The sequence below is a fragment of the Flavobacterium sp. SM2513 genome, from assembly GCF_050908145.1.
Classification (GTDB): Bacteria; Bacteroidota; Bacteroidia; order Flavobacteriales; family Flavobacteriaceae; genus Flavobacterium.
Genome location: NZ_CP194228.1, coordinates 866,713 through 891,799, shown reverse-complemented (window position 1 = coordinate 891,799; position 25,087 = coordinate 866,713). Strand labels below are relative to the sequence as shown.

The 25,087-nt window shown below is 35.1% G+C and carries 21 protein-coding genes; 14 read left to right on the top strand and 7 right to left on the bottom strand.

Annotated elements, in window-relative coordinates; translation table 11 throughout:
* Positions 1–22: 22 nt before the first annotated feature.
* From rnpA to ACQ5J2_RS03445, 5 genes are all read right to left on the bottom strand, one after another.
* Positions 23–418: a ribonuclease P protein component gene (gene rnpA / locus ACQ5J2_RS03465; protein ID WP_432672338.1), complete on the bottom strand. Its 396-nt coding sequence runs from the start codon at positions 416–418 to the stop codon at positions 23–25.
* A gap of 120 nt (positions 419–538) precedes the next feature.
* Complete coding sequence (locus ACQ5J2_RS03460) at positions 539–952, bottom strand: hypothetical protein (RefSeq protein ID WP_432672336.1); 414 nt, start codon at positions 950–952, stop codon at positions 539–541.
* 97 nt (positions 953–1,049) lie between these two features.
* Positions 1,050–2,921 carry a M1 family metallopeptidase gene (locus ACQ5J2_RS03455; RefSeq protein ID WP_432672334.1) on the bottom strand — a complete coding sequence of 624 codons (1,872 nt, stop codon included), beginning with the start codon at positions 2,919–2,921 and terminating at the stop codon, positions 1,050–1,052.
* A 61-nt stretch (positions 2,922–2,982) separates the two neighbouring features.
* The gene (locus ACQ5J2_RS03450) at positions 2,983–4,590 is read right to left on the bottom strand and encodes a S8 family peptidase (protein WP_432672332.1); all 1,608 of its coding nucleotides are present in this window, start codon (positions 4,588–4,590) and stop codon (positions 2,983–2,985) included.
* Positions 4,591–4,697: 107 nt separating this feature from the next.
* Positions 4,698–5,561, bottom strand: a complete 864-nt coding sequence (locus tag ACQ5J2_RS03445) for an MBL fold metallo-hydrolase (RefSeq protein WP_432672330.1) — start codon at positions 5,559–5,561, stop codon at positions 4,698–4,700.
* A 230-nt stretch (positions 5,562–5,791) separates the two neighbouring features.
* On the opposite strand from ACQ5J2_RS03445, the gene ACQ5J2_RS03440 reads away from it, so the two are divergent.
* From ACQ5J2_RS03440 to sufD, 6 genes are all read left to right on the top strand, one after another.
* A complete protein-coding gene (locus ACQ5J2_RS03440; protein WP_432672328.1) occupies positions 5,792–6,121 on the top strand; it encodes a HesB/IscA family protein in 330 nt (109 codons plus the stop codon).
* A 51-nt stretch (positions 6,122–6,172) separates the two neighbouring features.
* On the top strand, positions 6,173–7,621 hold the full coding sequence (sufB, locus tag ACQ5J2_RS03435) for a Fe-S cluster assembly protein SufB (RefSeq protein WP_432672327.1): 1,449 nt from the start codon (positions 6,173–6,175) through the stop codon (positions 7,619–7,621).
* 24 nt (positions 7,622–7,645) lie between these two features.
* On the top strand, positions 7,646–7,852 hold the full coding sequence (locus tag ACQ5J2_RS03430) for a DUF2683 family protein (RefSeq protein WP_432672325.1): 207 nt from the start codon (positions 7,646–7,648) through the stop codon (positions 7,850–7,852).
* Entirely contained in the window at positions 7,843–8,115 is a 273-nt protein-coding gene (locus ACQ5J2_RS03425) for a Txe/YoeB family addiction module toxin (RefSeq protein WP_432672323.1), read from the top strand. Before ACQ5J2_RS03430 ends, ACQ5J2_RS03425 begins: the two co-directional genes overlap by 10 nt.
* Position 8,116: 1 nt before the next feature.
* Positions 8,117–8,863 (top strand): Fe-S cluster assembly ATPase SufC, encoded by a 747-nt coding sequence (sufC, locus tag ACQ5J2_RS03420; RefSeq protein ID WP_432672322.1) that lies wholly within the window; start codon positions 8,117–8,119, stop codon positions 8,861–8,863.
* Between the two features lie 79 nt (positions 8,864–8,942).
* A complete protein-coding gene (sufD, locus tag ACQ5J2_RS03415) occupies positions 8,943–10,259 on the top strand; it encodes a Fe-S cluster assembly protein SufD (protein WP_432672320.1) in 1,317 nt (438 codons plus the stop codon).
* A 77-nt stretch (positions 10,260–10,336) separates the two neighbouring features.
* Here the strand turns inward: sufD and ACQ5J2_RS03410 are convergent, their stop codons facing one another.
* A complete protein-coding gene (locus ACQ5J2_RS03410) occupies positions 10,337–11,683 on the bottom strand; it encodes a serine hydrolase domain-containing protein (RefSeq protein WP_432672318.1) in 1,347 nt (448 codons plus the stop codon).
* 147 nt (positions 11,684–11,830) lie between these two features.
* Here ACQ5J2_RS03410 and ACQ5J2_RS03405 point away from each other — a divergent pair, with 147 nt between their 5' ends.
* From ACQ5J2_RS03405 to ACQ5J2_RS03380, 6 genes are all read left to right on the top strand, one after another.
* The gene (locus tag ACQ5J2_RS03405; protein WP_432672316.1) at positions 11,831–13,045 is read left to right on the top strand and encodes an aminotransferase class V-fold PLP-dependent enzyme; all 1,215 of its coding nucleotides are present in this window, start codon (positions 11,831–11,833) and stop codon (positions 13,043–13,045) included.
* A gap of 5 nt (positions 13,046–13,050) precedes the next feature.
* Positions 13,051–13,476 (top strand): hypothetical protein, encoded by a 426-nt coding sequence (locus ACQ5J2_RS03400; protein ID WP_432672314.1) that lies wholly within the window; start codon positions 13,051–13,053, stop codon positions 13,474–13,476.
* 3 nt (positions 13,477–13,479) lie between these two features.
* Complete coding sequence (locus tag ACQ5J2_RS03395) at positions 13,480–13,902, top strand: SufE family protein (protein WP_432672312.1); 423 nt, start codon at positions 13,480–13,482, stop codon at positions 13,900–13,902.
* Positions 13,903–13,911: 9 nt separating this feature from the next.
* Positions 13,912–14,235, top strand: coding sequence for an SUF system Fe-S cluster assembly protein (locus ACQ5J2_RS03390; RefSeq protein WP_026977320.1), 324 nt, complete (start codon positions 13,912–13,914; stop codon positions 14,233–14,235).
* A gap of 85 nt (positions 14,236–14,320) precedes the next feature.
* Entirely contained in the window at positions 14,321–14,830 is a 510-nt protein-coding gene (locus ACQ5J2_RS03385; protein ID WP_432672311.1) for a DUF2480 family protein, read from the top strand.
* Between the two features lie 65 nt (positions 14,831–14,895).
* A complete protein-coding gene (locus ACQ5J2_RS03380) occupies positions 14,896–15,780 on the top strand; it encodes a DUF3078 domain-containing protein (RefSeq protein WP_432672309.1) in 885 nt (294 codons plus the stop codon).
* Positions 15,781–15,833: 53 nt separating this feature from the next.
* Here ACQ5J2_RS03380 and hflX read toward each other — a convergent pair whose 3' ends face one another.
* Positions 15,834–17,078, bottom strand: coding sequence for a GTPase HflX (hflX, locus tag ACQ5J2_RS03375; RefSeq protein ID WP_432672308.1), 1,245 nt, complete (start codon positions 17,076–17,078; stop codon positions 15,834–15,836).
* A 191-nt stretch (positions 17,079–17,269) separates the two neighbouring features.
* Here hflX and ACQ5J2_RS03370 point away from each other — a divergent pair, with 191 nt between their 5' ends.
* Both ACQ5J2_RS03370 and ACQ5J2_RS03365 read left to right on the top strand, forming a co-directional pair.
* Positions 17,270–24,085, top strand: a complete 6,816-nt coding sequence (locus ACQ5J2_RS03370) for a fibronectin type III domain-containing protein (protein ID WP_432672306.1) — start codon at positions 17,270–17,272, stop codon at positions 24,083–24,085.
* A gap of 68 nt (positions 24,086–24,153) precedes the next feature.
* Entirely contained in the window at positions 24,154–25,074 is a 921-nt protein-coding gene (locus ACQ5J2_RS03365; protein WP_432672229.1) for a PorP/SprF family type IX secretion system membrane protein, read from the top strand.
* The last annotated feature ends 13 nt before the right edge of the window (positions 25,075–25,087 follow it).

Here is a 25,087-nt window from a genome sequence, read left to right as displayed (position 1 = left end):
GACACCAAAACCTTCTAATTAATTATTCTTTAGTCGATTGATTTTTAATTTCTAAAACCCACTTTTCAAATAATTGAATGGTTTTTTGCTCAATTTCTTGATAAGTCAATCGGTCTTTTGTTTGGTAGAAAAACATCAAATTATAAGGTTGCTCCAAATTTTCTCGAAGTAAATGTTGGTTTAAACGGTAGGTTTCTCGAAGAATTCGTTTAAAATAATTTCGGTCTACGGCGCGTTTAAAATATTTTTTGGAAACAGAAACCCCCATTTTCACTAGTTCGCCATCCATGTGTTTTTCGTCGGCAACGGCATATACCAATCGCAACGGATATTTAGAAACCGATTTTCCTTTCGAAAAAAGTAAGTCGATACTCGTTTTGCTTTTGAGTTTGTGCTTTTTAGGATAGGAAAATGACATTAATTGATTTTTGCTTTAGTGACAAAGTTACAAATGTTATAGGAACTTATGATGTAATCAAGTCTTTTGAAATTTAGTTTTCAAAATTTCTAACATTGTATTTTTGAAAATTTGAAATATTTAATCTGCAACATATACGTTGTAAACAATTTTCACATCGTCATAATTGATATAAAATTGTTTCCGATTGCCTTCGTTTTTCTTGGTTACAATCAAAATTGTGCATAAACCACCTTCATTATCAGCACATTTCATTGGGATTGTTTCTTGGTTTTTATCTATCACTTTTTCGCCGTAAGCTAAAATTCGGTAAATTTGAATTTCTTGCGAATTGACTACAATACGGTCTTTTTTTCCATCTAAAGTGATGACTACGGGAGATTCATTAAAGTCGGTCCATTTTCCCCATTTACCGTTTTTTGTTTTTTCTAGAATGCTAAAACTATCCGCTTTAAAGCGATAAACTTGTGCAGAAATGTCTTGGATTGAAAAGAAAAACAGCAAAAAAGGTAAAATTACTTTGAGAGCTTTCATAGTGTAGAAATTTTAGTCGCAAAACTACAAATTCTATTCCACAAAAAAAGCGAACTTTTTAGGGTTCGCTTTTAAAAACTTATTTAACAGAAATTAATTATTCCTCAATAAAAATATTATTCTCTTTATCAATATCAGCCATCATTTCCGTTGGGTCAATAATGATTTGCTTGATGTCTTTTTTAGCTTTATCAATAGAAAATTGATAGGTTTCAAAACTCCAAGCCCAATCAGGTAAAATGGTTCGTTTTAATTGCTGAAATGGATTTGCTTTTTCACCAAACATCATTCGTAAAGGGATATAAAACGTTTCGGCAGTTCCATCTGTATATTCTACGTACAAGTCAATAGGCATTGGCATTCTACCAATACGATTTAATGTAATTGTAGTTTTGTTATCTTTTTCGGTAACTTCCTTAATTCCGTAATCAATTGTATTTGTGGTTCTTGTCCAATCGTTTAAGTACCAATCTAATTCAGTTTCAGAAACTTTTTCTGCAATTCGAATAAAATCATTTGGCGTTGGATGTTTGAAAGCAAATTCATTATAATAACGACGAAGCGTTTTCATTAAATTATCATTTCCAATTACATAACCTAATTGGCTAAGAAAAATACTTCCTTTGCTATAAGCCGAAATACTGTAAATTTTGTTGATGTCGTGACGATCTGCATGTGTGCTTTGCGGCAATTCTTGACCTGTAGCAACCATGTGGAAATAACTTCCGTACGAACCTGACAAAGGATTATCGACTTTTTCTTCATTAATCGCGTTTTCAGCAATATCTGAAATGAAGGAAGTAAAACCTTCGTCCATCCAGTAATGTTTACTTTCATTAGTTGCTAAAACAAATTGAAACCAAGAATGCGCCATTTCGTGAGCCGTAACGCCTTGCAAGCCTTTAAAAGTCCCGTTTCCTAAGATTAATGTTGACATTGCATATTCCATTCCGCCATCACCACCTTGAATAATTGAATATTGTTTGTATGGATACATTCCGATATTTTGATTGTAAAACTGCATTAGCTGGACTGCTTTTGGTTGCAAATTTTTCCAATTTTCTAGAATTTCGGGATTGTTTTTGTATAAAAAATGCAATGTTGGTCCATTTGGAACTTGAGCAATGTCATGAATATATTCATTATCTGCAGCCCAAGTAAAATCGTGCACATTTGGTGCCAGAAAATGCCAAGTTAATGTTTTTGTCTTCTTCGGATGTTTGACAACAACACCCTTATCTTCATAACCGTGACCAATTTCATTTGGATTTTGTAAGTACCCTGTTCCACCAATCGTGTAGTTTTTATCTAGCGTAATTTTCACATCAAAATCTCCCCAAACGCCATAAAATTCACGTCCAATGTAAGGGTCAGGATGCCAACCTTCATAATCATATTCAGCCATTTTCGGATACCATTGTGCCATGGATAAAGCAACTCCTTCTTCACTATTTCTACCAGAACGACGAATTTGAACAGGAACTTGTCCGTCAAAATTCAGTAAAAAGGTTGATTTTTGATTGGGTAAAATTGGTTTATGTAAAGAAACTTCTAAAATAGTTCCAATAGTTTTAGTCGTTGTTGATTGTCCGTCTTGTTTGAAATCTGTTATTTTTAGATACCCAATTTCATTCGGTTTCAAAGCACTAATCTTACTTTCATAAGTAGTTTTTTCAGGTGTTTTGAATGTTTTTACCATTCGTCTGTCTGGGTCTGAAATGCTTTTTAATCGTGCATCCATTTCACTTCCTGGTTGGAAAGCGTTGTTGAACAAGTGAAAATATACTTTTTTAAGAGTATCAGGCGAATTATTTGAGTAAATTATTTCTTGATTTCCCTTATAAGTAAAGGATTTTACATCCATTTTAACGTCCATTTTATAATCAGCTTTTTGTTGCCAATAAGAACTATTTTGGGCAAACCCAAGTGAACAAATGATTAAAAATAATGAAGTGATTGTACTTTTCATAACGGCTATAAATAAAAACGGAAGGCATAAACCTTCCGTTAGTTTTCAAAAATTTAAAATATTATTGACCCGACATTTTTGCAGCCATTTGCAAAGCAGAATAGGCATTTACGATTCTTCCGGATTTAGATAAAGTAGAAAATTGTTTTTTCTCACCGTTTCTTCCACCCACTTGAACCATGCTGTTGAGTTTTGTTCCTGAATTCATCAAGATATGTTTTACTTGACTTGCAGAAAGTTTTGGATAATAGGAACGAATCAATGCTGCAACACCTGCAACATTTGGCGATGCCATTGAAGTCCCTGCTAAGTATCTGTATGTATTTTCGGGTGTAGTTGCATAAATTTGAACTCCAGGAGCAAAAACGTCTACATTTAACGCACCAAAATTTGAAAAATTAGCAACAACATTTTCGCCATATTCAAAATTTAAAGCACCAATTGTGATTAAGTTATCAGCAAATTCTGTTTTTTTATCGTCAGAATCGTTTGGAAAATTATCTTCAATGTCGATGTCTTTCGCATCATTTCCAGCTGCGTGAACGATTAAAACATCTTTCTTTTCCGCATATTTAATTGCATCGTAAACCCATTGTTTTTGTGGAGAAAAAGATTTTCCAAAACTTCCGTTGATTACTTTTGCACCATTATCAACTGCATAACGAATTGCTAATGCAATGTCTTTATCGTACTCGTCACCGTCTGGTACGGCACGAACTGTTAAAATTTCAACGTTGTTTGATGCAACTCCATCACCACCAATATTATTATAACGACCTTGAGCTACAATTCCTGCAACGTGCGTTCCGTGAAGTGCTTCATCTTTATCTGGTCCAATTACATTATTGTTTCCGTATTTAGTATCCGTCAAATCATTTGGATTATCTCCTAAAACTTTACGGTAATTTGTTTTTAAATTATCACCATTTAATACTAAAAGAGCCCCTTCTAATTCTTTTTTGATTTCGACTTTTAAATCAACAACAGGCAACCCAAAAGAAAGCATTTTCTTCATTACGGCTTTACTTTGTACAATTGTAGCATCAGTAGAAGTAATTGCTTCTAAATCTTCAACCGTGTAAACCTCTTTTTTTAGTTCTTTTTGGATAACTTCATCAGCTTCATCTATGGCCATTGTCATTGATTCCAATTGACCACGCCCTTGAGTTGCTTCAGACATTTTTTCGTCGTAAAGCGCTTTAGCTTTTTTGTAGGTAGCTTCATCAGTCAACGTTTTGTCTTTAACGATTCGTTCGTATTCTAAATTTTCTTTAGTAATATCTCCCAAAAAGTTCCAACCGTGGATGTCATCGATGTAGCCATTATTATCATCATCAATTCCGTTTCCAGCAATTTCTTTAGGGTTCGTCCAAATAGCATTAACTAAATCAGGATGCTCAATATCAACCCCTGAATCAATAATTCCTACGATTACTTTGGTTCCTTTTTTATCTTTTAACAATTCAGCATACGCTTTATCAACACTCATTCCTGGAATTGTGTCTGTAATAATATCCAAATGACTCCAACGCTGCAATTGGTCGTCCGTAATTTTTTCCTTCTTTACAGGAAGAGTATCTACATTATACATTACCACCTTTGTGGTACTACAACCCGTTAAGGCTAATGCAAGTGCCAACGATAAATAAGTTAATTTTATTTTTTTCATTTTACAATTTAAATTTGATTTTCATTTTATGAGTCCCAAAGGAAACTACTTTGTTACAGAATTTCCCCAAAAATAACAAAATTTTTAGATTAAACAATTTTGAAAATTTAAGCTTGAAATAATTCGTTAAAAGAAAAAACTTCTTTTAACCGAACACCTTTTTCTGTGTTTTCAACGGTAATTATTTCGTTATGAGCATCGTGTTCGAGCCATAAATAATAATTATTTTCAGCTGCTTCTCTTAGAAATTTTTCTTTTTCTGGCAAAGTTAAGAGGGGTCGCGTATCGTATCCCATAACGTAAGGCAAAGGCAAATGTCCTGCAGTTGGTAATAAATCAGCCATAAAACAAATCGTTTTGTCTTGATATTGAATTTTCGGAATCATCATTTTATCCGTGTGTCCATCTGCGAAAAAGACATCGAAATTCATTTCTGCACTTTTCATCCAATCATTAGTTCCTTTTTCAATAAAATGTAATTGACCGCTTTCCTGCATTGGCAAAATATTCTCTTTTAAAAATGATGCTTTCTCTCTAGGATTCGGATTTGTTGCCCAATCCCAATGGTCTTTATTGCTCCAAAATTTAGCGTTTTTGAAGGCAACTTCGTAACCGGTTTTGTCTTTGTTCCAAATTACACTTCCGCCACAATGGTCAAAATGCAAATGCGTCATAAAAACATCGGTAATGTCATCACGGTGAAAACCATATTTTGCCAATGATGTATCAATTGAATGGCTTCCCCAAAGTGAATAATAACCAAAAAACTTTTCGGATTGTTTATTTCCCATTCCGTTGTCAATTAAAATCAGTCGATTTCCATCTTCAATAAGCATACAACGTGTAGCAATATCAATCAGGTTGTTTTCGTCAGCGGGATTGGTTTTGTGCCAAATGGTTTTTGGAACTACTCCAAACATGGCTCCACCATCGAGTTTGAAATTTCCAGCTTCTATGGGATATATTTTCATTTGAAATGCAGTTTTAAATTCCCGTAAAGATAAGTGTTTCCTTTTGGAGCAAAAAATGGAATGTTCAAATTGCTGTTTTTAACATTGAAAATTATCCTCTTGAACGAAAAGTAGAGAAGCGGAACTATAGCTAAAACTTATAAAATCATACGTTATAAAAATGTTACTCTTTGGTCTTAAAACTATAAATGACGTATCTTTGCACTTAATTTAGACAAAATCAATATAACATGATTAAAGTATCTGATGACGCAAGTAAGAGAATCGTTTCGATGATGCAGGAAGGCGGTTATGATGCATCTGCTGATTACGTGCGAGTTGGCGTAAAAAGTGGTGGCTGTTCTGGCTTGTCTTACGAGTTAAAATTTGACAAAGAATTAGGCGAAAACGACAAAGTTTTTGAAGATAATAATGTAAAAATCGCTGTAGAGAAAAAATCATTCTTGTATTTAGCAGGAACAATTTTAGAATATTCAGGCGGATTGAATGGAAAGGGATTTGTTTTTAATAATCCTAACGCTTCGAGAACTTGTGGTTGTGGAGAGAGTTTCTCCCTTTAAAATTTCAAAATTCCATATTTAATTTCTGATGGAATTTACAAAAAAAATAAAATGGCAAAATATACTGAGGACGACTTAAAAGTCGAATTGGAAACTAAAGAATATGAGTACGGATTTTATACTGAACTTGAATCGGATACATTTCCGATAGGTTTAAATGAAGACGTAGTTCGCGCAATTTCCAAAATTAAAGACGAACCGGAATGGATGACCGACTGGCGTATTGACGCTTTTAGAGCTTGGGAACAAATGATTGAACCTGAATGGGCAAATGTGCATTACACAAAACCCGATTTTCAGGCTATTTCTTATTATTCAGCACCCAAAGCGGTGGACCCAAATAAAACCTTGGACGACGTTGATCCAGAACTTTTGGCGATGTACAAAAAGCTAGGAATTTCTGTAGATGAACAAAAGAAAATGAATAATGTAGCAATGGATATTGTGGTCGATTCGGTTTCTGTGGCTACAACATTCAAGAAAACTTTGGCAGAAAAAGGCATTATTTTCTGTGCAATTTCGGAAGCAATAAAGGAACATCCTGAATTAGTAAAGAAATATTTAGGAACAATTGTACCGCAAAAAGATAATTTTTATGCTGCTTTAAATTCGGCGGTTTTCTCTGACGGAAGTTTCTGTTACATTCCAAAAGGCGTTCGCTGTCCGATGGAATTGTCAACCTATTTCCGAATCAATCAAGGAGGAACAGGTCAGTTTGAACGTACGTTATTAATTGCAGACGAAGGAAGTTACGTCTCCTACCTAGAAGGTTGTACCGCTCCAAGTCGTGATGAAAATCAATTACATGCCGCAGTTGTGGAGTTAATCGCATTAGACGATGCTGAAATTAAATACTCAACGGTTCAAAACTGGTATCCTGGAAATAAAGAAGGTAAAGGTGGTGTTTTCAACTTTGTAACCAAAAGAGGTTTGTGCGAGAAAAACGCTAAGATTTCTTGGACTCAAGTAGAAACAGGTTCTGCAGTAACTTGGAAATATCCATCATGTATTTTGAAAGGTGATAATTCAGTTGGCGAATTTTACTCCATTGCCGTAACTAATAATTACCAACAAGCGGATACAGGAACCAAGATGATTCACTTGGGGAAAAACACAAAATCAACGATTATTTCCAAAGGAATTTCGGCTGGAAAATCTCAGAACAGTTACAGAGGTTTAGTCCGAATCAGTCCAAATGCTGATAATGCACGAAATTTCTCTCAATGTGATTCACTTTTGATGGGAAATGATTGTGGAGCACACACGTTTCCATACATTGAAAGCAAAAATACTTCGGCGAAAATTGAACACGAAGCAACCACGAGTAAAATTGGCGAAGACCAAGTGTTTTATTGCAACCAAAGAGGTATTCCAACTGAAAAAGCAATTGCATTAATTGTTAACGGTTTTGGAAAAGAAGTATTGAAACAATTACCAATGGAATTTGCTGTTGAAGCTCAAAAATTATTGGAAATTTCGTTGGAAGGTTCGGTGGGATAATTTAGAATTTAAAAATCTGAAATTATGGAAATTACTTTAAAAAACGTAAAGAAAAAAGATTTGCCCATATTTGAATCATTGGCCAAATCGTTAGGTTTTGAAATTACCAAAAAAGAAGATAAACCTTATAATCCAGAGTTTGTAAAAAAAATTTTAGATGGTGAAAAGGAAATTAAAGAAGGTAAAGGAATTACCATGACAATGGATGAGCTACACGATTTATGCAAGTAGTATTAACTCCCAGAGCCAAAAAGGAATTAGATTTTTGGGCAAAGTCAGGAAACAAAGGAATTTTGAAAAAAATTGTTTTATTGATAGGCGATATTCAATTACATCCTTATTCTGGTATAGGAAAGCCAGAACAATTAAAATATGATTTAGCAAATAGGTGGTCGAGAAGAATTGATAAAGAACATCGATTGATTTACAGAATAACAGACGAAAATAATATAGAAATCTTAAATATATTGTCACTTAAAGGACATTACGAATAATATGTTAAAAATAGAAAATTTACACGCTTCAATTGAAGACAAAGAGATATTAAAAGGAATCAATCTTGAAATCAAAGCTGGTGAAGTACATGCTATCATGGGACCAAACGGTTCGGGGAAAAGTACACTTTCGGCTGTAATTGCAGGAAATGAAACCTATACAGTTACTGAAGGTGCTGTATATTTAGACGGCGAAGATTTAGCAGAATTAGCTCCGGAAGAAAGAGCTCACAAAGGTGTTTTTCTTTCCTTTCAATATCCGGTAGAAATACCAGGAGTTTCAGTAACGAATTTCATCAGAACCGCAATCAATGAAAATCGTAAAGCAAATGGTAAAGAAGATATGCCGGCAAACGAAATGTTGAAATTAATTCGTGAGAAATCAGAGCTACTGGAAATTGACCGTAAATTCTTATCTCGATCATTAAACGAAGGTTTTTCTGGTGGTGAAAAGAAGAGAAATGAGATTTTCCAAATGGCAATGTTAGAACCTAAAATAGCCATTTTGGACGAAACCGACTCAGGTTTAGATATTGATGCCTTACGAATTGTAGCAAATGGTGTGAATAAGTTGAAAAACGAAAACAATGCTGTTTTAGTAATTACACATTATCAAAGACTTTTAGACTATATCGTTCCTGATTTTGTACATGTTTTACACGATGGGAAAATCGTGAAATCGGGTGGAAAAGAGTTAGCACACGAACTTGAAGAACGTGGTTACGATTGGATTAAAGCGGAAAACTAGTTTAAAATGTTTTCGGTTCTCAGTTGTCGGTTTTCAGTATAGAACCGACAAGTGACAACCGACAACCGACAACAAAATTATGGAATTAAAAGAAAAACTCATATCATCATTCATGGCATTTGAAGAACGTGTGGACGTTAATACTTCCTTACATGATATTCGAATCGACGCCATTAAGAATTTTGAAACCAATGGATTTCCGACCAAAAAAGAGGAAGCTTGGAAATACACTTCATTAAATTCAGTTTTGAAAAACGACTTTAGTGTATTCCCTAAAAACGAAAATACCATTCAATATTCAGATGTAAAAAAATATTATTTACACGAAATTGACACCTACAAAGTTGTTTTTGTAGACGGTGTTTTTAGCTCATTTTTGTCTTCTACAACACACGAAGGAATTGACGTTTGTTTGATGGCTTCTGCATTGACAAAGCCAAAATACAAAATGATTATTGACAATTACTTCAATAAAATAGCCAATAAAGATGAAAGTCTTACTTCGTTAAACACGGCGTTTGCAATGGAAGGAGCTTACATCAATATTCCAAAAGGAAAAGTGGCTGATAAACCAATTGAAATCATCAATTTTTCTACAGGAACTGAAGCAGCTTTATTGAATCAACCCAGAAACTTAATTATTGTAGGCGAAAACTCACATGTGCAAATCATTGAGCGTCACCAATCGTTGAATTCAAATCCGGTTTTGACCAATTCTGTAACGGAAATTTTTGCTGCGAAAAGAGCTATTGTAGATTATTACAAAATTCAAAATGACAATATAGAGGCGTCGTTAGTTGATAACACGTATATTGCTCAAAAACAACAAAGTAATGTTTCAGTTCATACGTTTTCTTTTGGTGGAAATATCACTAGAAACAACTTGAACTTCTACCACCAAGGCGAACACATTGAAAGTACGCTGAAAGGAATTACAATCATCGAAGGTAAACAACACGTGGACCATCATACTTTAGTGCAACACGCGACGCCAAATTGCGAGAGCCACCAGAATTATAAAACAATTTTGGGCGACCGTTCAACAGGTGTTTTCAACGGGAAGATTTTCGTAGAAAAAGAAGCACAAAAAACAGATGCTTTTCAACAAAATAATAATATTTTATTGAGCGACAAGGCAACGATTAATGCAAAACCACAGTTGGAAATTTTTGCGGATGATGTAAAATGTTCACACGGTTGTACAATTGGTCAATTGGACGAAACAGCAATGTTTTACATGCAATCTCGTGGAATTCCGAAGAAAGAAGCGAAAGCATTATTGATGTACGCGTTTTCTAACGATGTGATTCAAAGTATCAAAATTCCGGAATTAAAAGCTAGAATTACAAAGATTATTGCAATGAAATTAGGCGTTAATATGGGTTTTGATTTGTAGAAAAATCATATTTTAAAATTTAAAAAAAGAGCTTTTGAATTATTCAAAAGCTCTTTTTTGTTTAAAATTATGTCATATTACTTCCCAAAACTCTCTAAAACCTCTTTCAGAAACTCATTAAAATCAAAGCTTTCATCATCCGTCAAACCCATTCGTACTATAATTAAATCTTTTGAAGGAATAATAATTACTTTTTGACCTTGAAAACCGCTGGCATAATACAAATCTCGTGGTGCATCGGGATATTTTCCACCGGAGTTTAACCACAAATGACCTCCATATTTCCCGTCAGAGGTTGCAGTAGGAGTGGAAACATATTTTGACCAAGACGCATCAAATAATTGTTCGCCATTCCAATTGCCGTTGTGTAGATACAATAATCCAAACTTTGCCCAATCGCGTGTGGTTGCCCAAGCATAGGATGAACCAACATAAGTTCCAGTCATATCGGTTTCTACAATCATCGAGTACATTCCAATTTTATCAATCAAAGATGAATACCAAAAGTCTAAATACTCTTGTTGTGTTTTAAACTGCTTTCGCAGAATTTTCGAAAGTAAATTTGAAGTTCCTGACGAGTAATTCCAACTTGAATTTGGTTTCCCAATAAGTGGTTTTTCAAGTTGTACTTGTCCCATATCTTTTGACTTGAAAAGCATTTTTGTGGCGTCGCAAATCTTGTCGTATTTTTCTTCCCACTCCAAACCCGAATTCATTTGAATGAGATTATTTAAAGTGATTTTTGAACGTTCATCATTTGCCCATTCTGAAATTGGTGCGGGATTGTTGAGGTTTATTTTATTTTGGTATTGCAAAATTCCAAAATAAGTTGCTGTAATGCTTTTTGTCATCGACCATCCTAAAATCCTCGAATTTTTATCGAAACCATCCTCATATTTTTCTGCAATTATGTGGTCTTTGTATAAGATTACAACCGAACGCGTCCTTCTTTCAACAGCCTTATTTTTATCAAAAGCATTTGCAACAGCCTTATTTAATTTTGAATAATTCACCTCTGAAAAAGCCGAATCTTTTGGTTCATTTGTGCCAAATGGATATGGTAAATCGATTTTAGGTTGAATTCGTTTCGGAATCAAATAAGGTTTTGTAACATCAAAATCTTCGTCGATTAGTAGGGAACCCAATCCTTCACGATAAACTGCCTTTCTTTTTTGCAAGCCAAAAACAGATGAGGTAGCGAAATTTCCACTTTTATCAATTGTATTATTTGCGAGGCGAATGAGCTTAATGTCATTGTCACTTTTTTCGATTAAATCAAGTGAACGGTTATCTATAAAATGTCCGGAAGCTACGTTTTTGGCTGAAAAGCCAGAGATTAATTCTAACTTCGGATAATTGGTAAAAACGATATAGAGAATTGCGATTAGAAGTAGAATTCCTGCAATCTTGAATGTTTTTTTCATGGGATAGGAGATTTTAAAAAAGTAACGCTGCAAATTATCAAATATTCTGAAATTTCCCTACTGTTTGTATAGAATTATTAACAACGTTTTACGCTTCGTTGAGTTGAAATTTTAGTACTTTTGTATTTAGATTTTATCTAAATAATTATGTTTGATATTCAAAAAATTCGTGCCGATTTCCCCATTCTTTCGCAAAAAGTAAATAGTAAACCTTTGGTTTATTTTGATAACGGTGCCACTTCGCAAAAACCGCAAGTTGTAATTGATGCGATTTCTAAATATTATTCTGAAATTAATGCAAATATTCATCGCGGCGTTCATACGTTGAGCCAATTAGCAACCGACGCTTACGAAGAATCTCGTTTGAAAATTCAAAAGCACATTAATGCTGAATTTTCTAACGAAGTGTTATTTACCGCAGGAACAACTCACGGAATTAATTTAGTTGCTAATGGCTTTACTTCCATTTTAAAAACAGGCGATGAGGTTTTGGTCTCTGCTTTAGAACACCATTCAAATATTGTGCCTTGGCAAATGTTGTGTGAAAAAACCGGAGCGATTTTGAAAGTAATTCCAATGAATAATCAAGGGGAATTGATTCAAAGCGACTACGATAAATTGCTTTCTGATAAAACGAAAATTGTAACGGTGAATCATATTTCCAATGCTTTGGGAACCATCAACCCGATTAAGGAAATGATTGCTAAAGCGAGAAAAGCAGGTGCAGCCGTTTTGATTGATGGTGCTCAAGCCGTTCCGCATTTAATTCCGGATGTTCAAGATTTAGATTGTGATTTTTATGTTTTTTCAGGACATAAAATTTGTGCTCCAACAGGAACGGGAATTTTGTATGGAAAAGAAAGTTGGCTCAATAAATTACCACCCTATCAAGGAGGTGGAGAAATGATTAAGGAAGTTACTTTCGAGAAAACAACTTATGCCGAATTGCCTCATAAATTTGAAGCAGGAACGCCTAATATTTCTGGAGGAATTGTTCTTGGCGTTGCTATTGATTATTTGAATGAAGTGGGTTTTGAAAACATTCAAAAGCAAGAAAAAATGTTGTTGAATTATGGAACGGAAAAACTTTTAGAAATAAAAGGTTTAAAAATTTACGGAACTTCTGCAGAGAAAACTTCTGTGATTTCGTTCAATATTGATGGAATTCATCCGTATGATATTGGAACAATTATTGACAAAAAAGGAATTGCGGTAAGAACAGGACATCATTGTGCTCAACCCATTATGAATTTCTTTGAAATTCCGGGAACGATTCGAGCTTCTTTTTCATTTTATAACACAACCGAAGAAATTGATTTAATGGTTGATGCGATTAAAAAAGCGCAAATAATGTTAACCTAAATTTTATGAAAAAAATTATCACCTTTATTTTATCCTTGGTTTTGTTAAATAGTTGTGGTCCAAAAATGACACAGGAAGTGAAGGAATCAACCATTACTTATCAAGCACTTTCACGAGGTTATTTTTTGAATGTGGAAATTCAAGGTAATAAAATGACGATTATTCGGCAGCGTGAATCTTTAGGAAAGGACTATATTTTGAGCAATGCAGATTTTAAAGAAATTTCGAGATTATATCAGAAAGTGACATTAAAAGAACTTAATGATTATAAAGCACCAACAGAAAAACGATTTTATGACGGTGCTGCAATAGGGAATTTAACGGTAAATTATCAAGGAAAAACCTATAATACACAAGGTTTTGACCATGGAAATCCACCGGTTGAAATCGCCGAATTTATTAATAAAATAGTATCATTTACAGAAAATTAAAAGATGACAATACAAGCGATACAAGAAGAAATAATTGATGAGTTTTCAATGTTTGACGACTGGGACGAGCGGTTTCAATATGTGATTGATTTAGGGAAAAGTTTGCCATTGATTGAAGAGCAGTTTAAAACAGAAGACAATATCATTAAAGGTTGTCAATCAAAAGTGTGGTTGCATGCCGATGAAAAAGACGGGAATTTAATTTTTACTGCAGATAGCGATGCGATTATTACGAAGGGAATTATTGCAGTTTTAATTCGCGCTTTTTCTAATCAAAAAGCCAAAGATATTTTGGATGCGAATACAGATTTTGTAGACCAAATTGGTTTAAAAGAACAATTATCACCCACTCGTGCAAACGGATTGGTATCGATGATAAAGCAAATAAAATTATACGCTTTAGGTTACGAAGCAAAAAATAAATAAATAGAAAAAATGGAACAAGAAATAGATACAAATGCATTGGGTGAGTCGATTGTAAAGAAATTAAAGACAATTTATGACCCAGAAATACCAGTTGACATTTACGAATTGGGATTGATTTACGACGTAATGGTGAACACAGATTTCGAAGTTAAAATCTTGATGACGTTGACTTCTCCAAACTGCCCGGTTGCTGAAAGTTTACCTCGCGAAGTGGAAGAAAAAGTAAAAAGTATCGAACATGTAAAAGATGCTGAAGTAGAAATTACTTTTGACCCACCTTGGACTAAAGATTTAATGAGTGAAGAAGCGAAATTAGAACTTGGAATGCTTTAAAAAAGTTATCAGTTGTCAGTTATCGGTTTGGAGTTTTCAAAGTTATAACTGACAGCTTTTTTAAACAACAATTTGACACTATAAAATGGACGAAATAATAAACAAAGTTGCAAATTCTACTTTAGAAGTCTTCGATTTAGAAGATTATTATCAAAAGGGAATTCGTACCGAAATAGATTTATCGCAGTGGTTATTGGAAGGATTTCTTTTGCGGGAAAAAGATTTTCGTGCTTCGTTGTTGGAACATGATTGGAGTCAATATCAAGACCACTTTGTCGCTGTTTCTTGTAAAACAGATGCAATTGTTCCGGCTTGGGCTGCTATATTAGTCACGATGCATTTAGCACCTTTTGCTAAAAAAATTGTTAGTGGAAATTTAGAAGATTTAGAAACTTCGTTATATCAAGACGTTTTAGCAGGTGTGGATTACAGTATTTATGAAGGAAAACCATTAATTATTAAGGGTTGTTCAAGAAAACCTGTTCCAATGAGTGCTTATCTTTTTGCTGCAAAATATTTGCAACCTTATGCAAGAAGTATCATGTACGGCGAAGCTTGTTCGGCTGTACCGTTGTATAAAGCAAAGAAAAATTAACAAGTAAAATATTTAGCTTAACGATAGTTTTTCTATCTTGTCATTAGAATTTTAAAAAATAAACAATGAAAAAGATTATTTGTTCGCTTGCCTTTTTTGGGTTTCTGTCTGCTGCACAAGCTCAGGAAGCACCCAAGGATACCGTAAGTCATTGGAAATCAAAAGGAAATGTTTCTCTTTTATTCAATCAATCTAATTTCAGTAATTGGACAGCGGGAGGAGAAAATAACTTGTCTGGAAATTTCGGTTTGAATTACGGTTTAGAATATGCCAAAGACGATTGGACGTGGGACAATAAATTAATGGTTTCTTACGGTTTAGTGAAAACGAAAACAGCTTCTTTTGAAAAAAAGACAGACGACCGATTTGAGTTGAATTCCATTTTAGGCAAAAAAGCAACTGGAAATTGGTCGTACTCAGCCTTTTTAAATTTTAGAACGCAAATAACTACCGGTTATATATATGGTAAAGATTCTAATGGTGCTGAAATTAGAACTGAAAGCACCGATTTTCTATCACCTGGTTATTTAACTTTTGGTCCAGGTATGTTGTATAAAAAAGATGAAAACTTAAAGATAAATCTTGCACCTGCAACTTCAAAATTGACTTTTGTGGATGATTATTATACTTCATTACCAGGATATGTTGATGGAAGTTATTTTGGCGTTGATGTTAATAAAACGGCGCGTTATGAACTTGGTTTTTATGGTTCAGTTTATTACAAATTGAATATTATGGCCAATGTTTCTGCGGAAAATATCTTGAATATGTATTCAAATTATTTAGAAGAAACTAAGAATGTGGACATTGATTATTCTTTAAACATTGTAATGAAAATCAATCGCTATTTATCTACTAATTTATCTTTTCAAGCTATTTATGACGACAATGCCTTTCGAGGATTACAGACCAGACAAGTTTTTGGTGTTGGTGTAAATTATGGATTTTAATTTTTAAAATTAGTGCAAAAAAAAAGCTTTTAGATATTTCTAAAAGCTTTTTTTTATTCTTCTTCGTCTTCATCTTGCTCTTTTTCAACAGCGTCTTTATAATCGGGATATAAAAATTTGTTGTAAGGAAAACGAGTAACGTGAATGGTGCGAACCTTTTCGTATACAAGTTCTCGAAATGCTTCAAAGTTTTCTTTATTCACAGCCGAAATAAACAATGTTTTATCTTCACCTTCTTTATGCATCCACGTTTGTTTCCATTCGTCAAGCGTATAATGTTTGGTCGTTTTTTCAGTAATCAAATCATCTTCGTCAATCGTCAAATGCTTGTAAGCATCAATTTTATTGAAAACCATGATGGTTTCTTTATCGTCACTTTTAATGTCTTTCAAAATTTGATTTACCGAAGCAATATGTTCTTCAAAATCTGGATGTGAAATATCAACAACATGCAACAATAAATCAGCTTCGCGAACTTCGTCTAAGGTGCTTTTAAAAGACTCTACTAATTGAGTTGGCAATTTCCGAATAAAACCTACGGTGTCTGATAACAGAAAAGGTAAATTTTTAATCACTACTTTTCGAACAGTTGTATCTAGAGTTGCAAACAATTTATTTTCAACGAAAACATCACTTTTACTAATCACGTTCATCAAGGTCGACTTTCCAACATTGGTATAACCCACTAAAGCCACACGAACCATTGCTCCACGATTTCCCCGTTGAACCGATTGTTGTCGGTCAATTGTTTTGATTTTATCTTTCAAAAGAGCAATTCGGTCACGAACAATACGTCTATCCGTTTCGATTTCTGTTTCCCCAGGACCTCTCATTCCAATTCCTCCTTTTTGACGTTCGAGGTGCGTCCACATTCCAGAAAGTCTAGGTAGTAAATATTGACACTGTGCCAATTCAACTTGGGTTCTTGCATAAGAAGTTTCTGCTCTTTGTGCAAAAATGTCCAAAATTAAGTGGGTTCGGTCTAAAACTTTACAATCTAAAATTTTCGAAATATTTTTTTGCTGTGAAGGCGTTAGCTCATCGTCAAAAATAATAGTCGAAATTTCATGTTCCTTAATATATAGGTGAATTTCTTCTATTTTTCCTGTTCCTAAAAAAGTCTTAGGGTTTGGACGTTCCATTTTCTGCGAAAATCTTTTAACAACTTCACCTCCTGCGGTAAAAGTTAGAAATTCTAATTCGTCTAAATACTCGTTTAGTTTATCCTCATCTTGCTTTTGAGTGATTATTCCAACGATTATTGTTTTTTCAAAATTTATTTTTTCTGTCTCTAACATAGCTTTGATTGTCTTACAAAAGTAATGAATTATGCTGTTTTAAATGAAATTCAGAAGGAATCATTTTATTAAAAAAAAGTTTTTTATTGTTAAATATTATTTTTTCGTCAGACGTTTCTTAATTTTTGTTAAATTTGGAATCCCTTATCATTGGGAAACTATATCAAACAACCTAATAAATTTTTCATTCTATGAAGAAAATTACACTTTTATTACTCACGATTTTATATTCTATCGTAGGGTATTCACAGTTCCCCGAGAACTTTGAAGGTCCGTCGGTAACTGTACCCAACGGATTTCCGGCAGGATGGTTAGTGACTGATAACGGAGTTGGAACTACAACAAGTTGGAACATTGTTAGTAGTACTCAACTTCTTATCAATGGTACGAAGTCGGCTTACATTAACCGACAAGAAATTGGAATGGGAAATATATCCGAGGATTGGTTAATTAGTCCTGCGAGTATAATACCGACCAATGGGCAACTTCGATTTTTTACACGACAATCACTACCTGGTGATGACGGAACAATTTATCAAATCCGAATTTATTCTGGAACTTCGCCACAAAACACATTAGGTTCATACACCACTATTAAGACATGGACTGAAACAGAATTGAATGCGAATTATAATGTACCAGAAGAAAAAGTAGTAGATTTTCCTTCTACATCATTTGGAGCAAATACTTACGTCGCATTTGTGCGTGTTTATACACAGCCAACAGCTGCTCAAGGTGGAGACCGCTGGGTAATTGATGATATTAATGTAGTTCAGAAGTGTTTGGTTCCAGGTGCTTTAAATGCGAATAATATTGCTGCATCTCAAGCCAATTTATTTTGGCCTGGTGCCGTAGGAGCATCTGGTTATGAAGTTGAAGTGATACCTGCTACGGGAACTCCAACAGGAACAGCTACTGACGCGTTTAATAGTACAGCAACTACCGTTAATTTTTTAAAAACAGGATTAACACAAAATACAAATTACAAGTATTATGTACGGACGAATTGCGGTAATGGAAACTTTAGCGAGTGGGTTGGGCCATTTAATTTCCAAACCTTAGCAATCGGAACGGCATGTGCGGATCCCATCGTTATACCAAGTTTACCATATCAAACAATAAATAATACAGGTAATTTCGGAAATACTTTAGCAGGGCCACAATTGTCTTCTTGTATAGCAGGAGGAACCAATTACCAGTCCGGTAATGATGTGTTCTATAGTTTTACACCTACAGAAAGTTGTCCAGTTAGTTTTACATTAGACCCTACTCAGACAAGTTCATCGATGTTTATTTATCCAAGTTGTGCCGGAATTACAGGACCTTGTTTAGCAGCTGTGGGAAATACAACAAACAGTGTCAGAGTAATTAACTTAAATGTTATAGCAAACACTACTTACATAATTGTAATTTCTTCAAATTCTCTTTCACCAACGATTGGATATAACTTATTAATACAATGTGAAAATTGTCCAAGTAAGCCAACTAATCTAACTGTTTCAAATGAAACACTAACGGGAGCTGATTTTGCATGGACACCACCAACGGGAACTGTCTTGGGTTATGAAATTGCTGTTCAACCGGCAGGAAGTGCTGTTCCAGCAGGAGCGGGACAATATACAAGTACAACTGCAAACTTTACACCAACAGATTTAAATGCAGCAACACCTTATCAATACTGGGTTCGTTCTGAATGTGCTCCAGGAGTATTTAGTGCGTGGTCAGGTCCAATATTGTTTAACACGAAAATTTGTGCTGTAGTAGATGAGTGTGTTTATATTTTCAGAATGACCGATTCCGCCAATAATGGTTGGAACGGAGCAAGAATGCAAATTCGTCAGAATGGTATTGTAGTAGCGACTATCGGTAGCAATTACAATTCAGGTGCAGGTCCTGTTGATGTTCCGGTTACCGTTTGTGACGGAGTACCATTTGACATTTTTTGGAGTGTCGCTGGTATCTTTCCACAACAATGTATAGTTTCGGTAGTAAACCCGTTTGGACAAACAATTGCTACAATTAATGGAGCAAGCCAAACAGTTGGAACTTCAATTTATACAGGTACAGTTAATTGCGATACGCCTTTATGTAACTTGGCACCAACGAATGTAACGGTAACAAATATTACAACTTCATCAGCAACAATTAATTGGGTTGCTCCAGGAACTGAAGGAGTAGGATTTGATATTTATCTTGTTCCAGCAGGAAGTCCTGTGCCAAATGATACAACGGCTCCAACATATTCAGGAACGAATGGTCCAGCAGTACCATTTTTCTACACTATTGCTGCAAATTCATTACTTGCAGATACCTCTTATGATGTATATGTAAGAGTACAATGTACAGACCCTGGAAATTCACCATGGTCAGTTATAAAAACATTTAAAACATTACCAACTTGTCCTAAACCAATTGCGCAAACTGTAACAGGTATTACTACTACAACAGCAGTATTAGGATGGACTCCCGGAGCTAGTGAGACACAATGGGACGTATTATTATTAGCGGCACCAAATGCGGTTCCACCGGCTGCACCAGGAATAACACCAACAGTTGGAGTACTGGACCGTTATGTTTCAGGAATTACAGGAACAGCGGGAATTATTCAAACATTAAGTGCCACTACTTCACCCGCACTTCCTGCATTAGACCCATCAACTATTTATTACTATTATGTAAGAGCAGTTTGTCCTGGCAATGATGCAAGTACATGGACTGGACCATTTATTTTTAACACTATTACTTGTGACGCTACTGAAAAATGTACGTACCGATTCGTTTTAACTAATATTAGTAACAATAATTGGAACTTTGGTCGAATGCAAGTTCGTCAAAATGGAATTGTAGTGGCTACATTAGGAACTGGTGGGGTTAATAATCCATTCGGAATTCCAGTTTCAATATGTAACAACGTTCCATTTGATTTATTTTGGAGTGTTGAAGGAAATTTACCACTTGAAATTGGCTTGACTATTATAGATGTCAATAATGACATTGTTTTTACTAAATTACCAGGTGTAGGAACGCCTTTAACAGTTTTATATTCGGATACAATTTTAGGAAATTGTCTTCCACCAAGTTGCCCAAAACCAACGGATTTACAAGTAGTTTCGACGACACAAACTACTGCAAATTTGAGTTGGACAATAGGAAACACTGAAACACAATGGGAGGTTTATGTAGTTGAAGAAGGTGGAACGCCGCCTGTGAACGGCAGCGTATTTGTAGGAGGATCAACGTTCCCTTATTATAACGCATCTGTCAATACAAATTTCCAAGTAACAGGATTAACTCCTGGTACGCAATATCAATATTATGTACGTGCGATTTGTACTGTGGATACTGATATGAGTAATTGGACACTTTTGACACCAAAATCTTTTATTACTATTCCAGCAAATGATGATTGTGGTGCAGCTATCCCTGTACCCGTTAATCCAACACAAATTTGTGCTCAAACGGTTTCTGGAAATACTTTAGGAGGAACTGCATCAGCAGAAATTTCTACATGTCCAGGAAACGAGAATGACGACGTATGGTTTAGTTTTGTTGCAGAGAGTAATATTCACATTGTTGATTTACTTAATGTTCAAGGCACGACAACAAATATTCGATTTGCGGTTTATAACGGAATAGATTGTGGTACAATGACACAAATTTTCTGTAGTGCTACAAATAATAATACTGCAGTTCTAATCAATCTGGTTGTTGGCGAAACCTATAAAATTAGAGTTTATACGAACGGAAGTAATCCAACTCAGTCAGCGACTTTTGATGTATGTGTTTCTACACCACCACCTCCTGGACCTAATGACGAATGTATCAATGCAATTCCGATAACGGTAAATGTCCTTTCGTCTTGCGTTTACACAACTCCAGGAACGTTGATTGGTGCTACAGGTTCAACAGGAGTTTCAAATACAGCATGTGTTGGAAACGAAGATGATGATGTTTGGTTTAGTTTTACAGCAAGTTCAACTCACAATTTCGTATCATTACTTAATATTGAAGGAACAACTACTAATTTAAACCATGCGGTTTATAGTGGTACTTGTGATAATTTAGTATTACTTAATTGTGCACCTGCAAATACTTTAACAAGTAATAGCACAAACTACGTTATTGGGCAAACATATTTTATAAGAGTTTGGTCTAATGGCTCAAATAGTGAGGTTGTAACTTTTGATGTATGTGTTAAACCTGTTTCTACATGTGATAATGCAGCACCATTTTGTGGGGCTTCATCCGATAACCCGTATATTTTTCCAAATACGACTGGTTTGCCAAATAGTACACAGATAGCTTGTTTAGGTTCTATTCCAAATCCTACATACTATACTTTACATGTTGGTCAAACAGGACCTTTAAACTTTACAATGTATCAAAATACGAACATTAGTCCAACGGGTCAATTATTAGGAGAGACTTTAGATGTTGATTTCGTTGCATGGGGTCCATTCACTTCGACCGACAGTTGTGATCAAATTGTATTTGGTGATTGTCCTTCTTGTCCTTTTTCTAATGTTGGATCTAATTTTTATCCGTTTGGTAATATTGTAGATTGTAGTTATTCTGGAAGTTCTACAGAAACAATTTCGATTCCAAATGCCCAGGAAGGCGAGTTTTATATCCTTTTAATAACTAATTTTAATGGAGACCCCGGTTTTATTAGTTTAGTACAAACCAACTTTAATGCACCTGGAGCAGGAGAAACAATATGTTGTGATGTAGATTTGGGAGCTGATATTTCAGTTTGTGCGGATTCAGTAGTTTTAGATGCACTAGCGGGAGTAGCGGACTTAAACAATGTACCTGCAGTATTCGAATGGTATTTGAATGATGTGCTTATTGAAGGTGCAACGCAATCCTTATATATAGCTACTGCTCCAGGAACCTATACTGTTAAAGGAGATTGTGGTTTAAACCCAGTTGAAGATTCAATTGATGTTATTTTAAGTCCTGAAATTATTGCAACTACACCAGAGAATTATGTTTTATGTGGTGTTGAATTTGCAGACTTTGATTTAAATACTTTAACAGCGGAAGTTTTAGGAACTCTAGATGAAACAGCTTATACCGTTTCTTACTATGAACTTGAAAATGATGCAATAGCTGACGCTGCAAATGCAATTGATTTGTCAGATTTATTTACAAATACAGTTCCTAACTTCCAAACTATTTATGTTAGAGTTGAAAGTAATGTATTAAGTACATGCTACGTAATTGTAGAGGCAAACTTAGTAGTTACAGCTATTGGAAGCGCTCAATTTAGCTATACTAGTCCTTCCACTTTTTGTAAAGACGAAACTTTGAACCCAATGCCAATTTATATTGGAGGAGGAACTGCAGGTATTTTTACTGCAACTCCAGAAGGTTTAGTAATTGATGCAACAACGGGAGAGATTAATCTTTCGGAGAGTACTGCAGGGTCTTATGAAATAGCAAATACACTTGGTAACGTGGAATGTGGAAATGTTGTTTTTACCACAAATGTAGAAATTTTTGAACCTACAAATGGAGATTTCAGTTATCCTGAAACTGAATATTGTTCAAATAGTGCACCAACAGCTAGTCCTGTTTTCTCTGGTACTGGTGGAGGTTCGTCTACAGGAATATTTACAGCTACACCAGAAGGACTTTCTATTGACCCAACAACTGGGGTAATTGATTTACCAGCAAGTTTACCAGGAATTTATGTAATAACATACACCGTTGAGGCATCTGGACCTTGTGCAGGCTCAGCAAATACATTTACGATGTCAATTTTTGCACCATCAAGTGCCGTTATTTCTTATAATAGCCCATTCTGTAATATAAGTGCTACATCGGAGCTAGTGACTTTAGTAGGCTCGACAGGAGGAACATTCATTTCTACGAGTGGATTAACGATTGATGGCACATCTGGAGCAATCAATCCAAGTACTAGTATTCCAGGAACGTATACAGTTTCTTACATTGTTGCAGGAGATGGAACATGTGCACCTGGAATTTTCACAGTAGATGTTGTAATTGAGGAACCTGCAAACGCAAGCTTCATTTATGCACAAACAGAATATTGTATAGATGATGTAAGTTCTGATGTACCTGTTTTCACAGGAAACGCGGTTGCGGGAGTATTTACAGCTTCACCTGCTGGTTTAGTAATCAATTCAGTAACTGGATTAATTGACTTATCAACAAGTACAGAAGGAACGTATTTAATCACGAATACTGTTGCTACGTCAAATTCTTGTCCTGGGGATATTCATACATTTACAATTAAATTGGTAAAAGCCGCGAATGCAACTATTAGTTATAACGATCCATTTTGTGCATCTAGCTCTACTTCAGAATTAGTAACAGTTGTAGGATCAACTGGAGGAACATTTAGCTCTACTAATGGTTTAAGTATTGATACTAATACTGGAACAATCAATCCGAGTGCTAGTAATGAAGGAACTTACACTATTATTTATGCAATTAATAATAATGATTCTTGTGGTCCATTTCAAACTACTACGGAAGTTACGATTAGTCAAGAAGTTTCTATTGATTTCACTGAAGGTTGTGAGAACAACTTATACCGTTTAGTAGCTATTCCATTCAACGACAGTTTTGATGTTGCGACTTCTACCTTTGTATGGACGGGACCAACAGTAGTATCAACAGACCAAGCCAATGCGATAGTATTGGGAAGCAATGGAGTTTACACGGTAAAGGTAACCAACAGTCAAGGCTGTAGTGCTACAGAAACCATTACTGTAAACAATGTATCATGTGTGATTCAGAAAGGAATTTCACCAAACAATGATGGCGACAATGATGTATTTGATTTAAGTGCTTTAAACGTAAAAGAGTTGTTTATTTACAACCGTTACGGAACAGAGGTTTACAACTTTCCAAATTACACGGATCAGTGGGGCGGTCAATCAAGTGGAGGCAAAGAATTGCCAGATGGCACTTACTTTTACATGATTCATACTGTAGCAGGGGAGAACATTAGCGGATGGATTTACATTAACAGATAAACAGGAGATTATAACATACTGCCTGAAGGAATTCGGGCAGTATTTTACAAATAAAATAACACAAGGATATGAATAAAATATACGTAGCCGTACTAATTGCCGTAGTCACATTATTTGAGGCTAATGCCCAACAAGACCCACATTATACCCAGTACATGTATAATATGAACGTGATTAACCCGGCTTATGCAGGATCAAAGGAAAACCTTTCTTTTGGACTTTTGTACCGCAAACAATGGGTTGACATCGAAGGAGCCCCATCCACCTTTACCTTTTCCGGACATACACCAGCAGGTAAGAATGTCGGAATTGGACTCTCAGTTATCGCTGATGAAATAGGACCAGTAAAAGAACAAAACGTATACGGAGATTTCTCCTATACATTAAATCTAGGAGGCGAACACAAACTAGCTTTAGGACTTAAAGCCGGAGCTACGTTCCAGAAAATCGGTTTATTTAGTGAAATCTCCTCTACACTTCCCGTTCCAAGCGACGGAGGATTTAGCGAAGACACGAGTAACACCTATTTCAACTTAGGAACCGGTCTTTTTTACTATACCGATAAATACTATGTAGCCTTATCTGTACCCAACATGATAAAAGCAAACTATTTAGATTATAACGGTGTGAAATACGGAACAGAAACCCAGCACTATTTCCTAACAGGGGGATATGTGTTTGACTTAACACCCAACTTGAAATTCAAACCCTTTGCGATGTTGAAATCAGCATTCAACTCACCAAGCTCATTGGATGTATCAGCAAACTTTTTATTCAACGAGAAATTTGAAATAGGTGGAACCTACCGTGTAGACGACAGTTTTGGAGGAATGGTAAACTTTGCTATTACACCAAGTCTGAGAATCGGATATGCTTATGACCATATTGTTTCGGAAATCAAAACAGTTGCACCCTCTTCACACGAGATTATCGTGTTATTTGATGTAAACTTCCCGAAAAAAGTTTCACGTTCACCACGATTTTTCTAACATAAAAGCACTC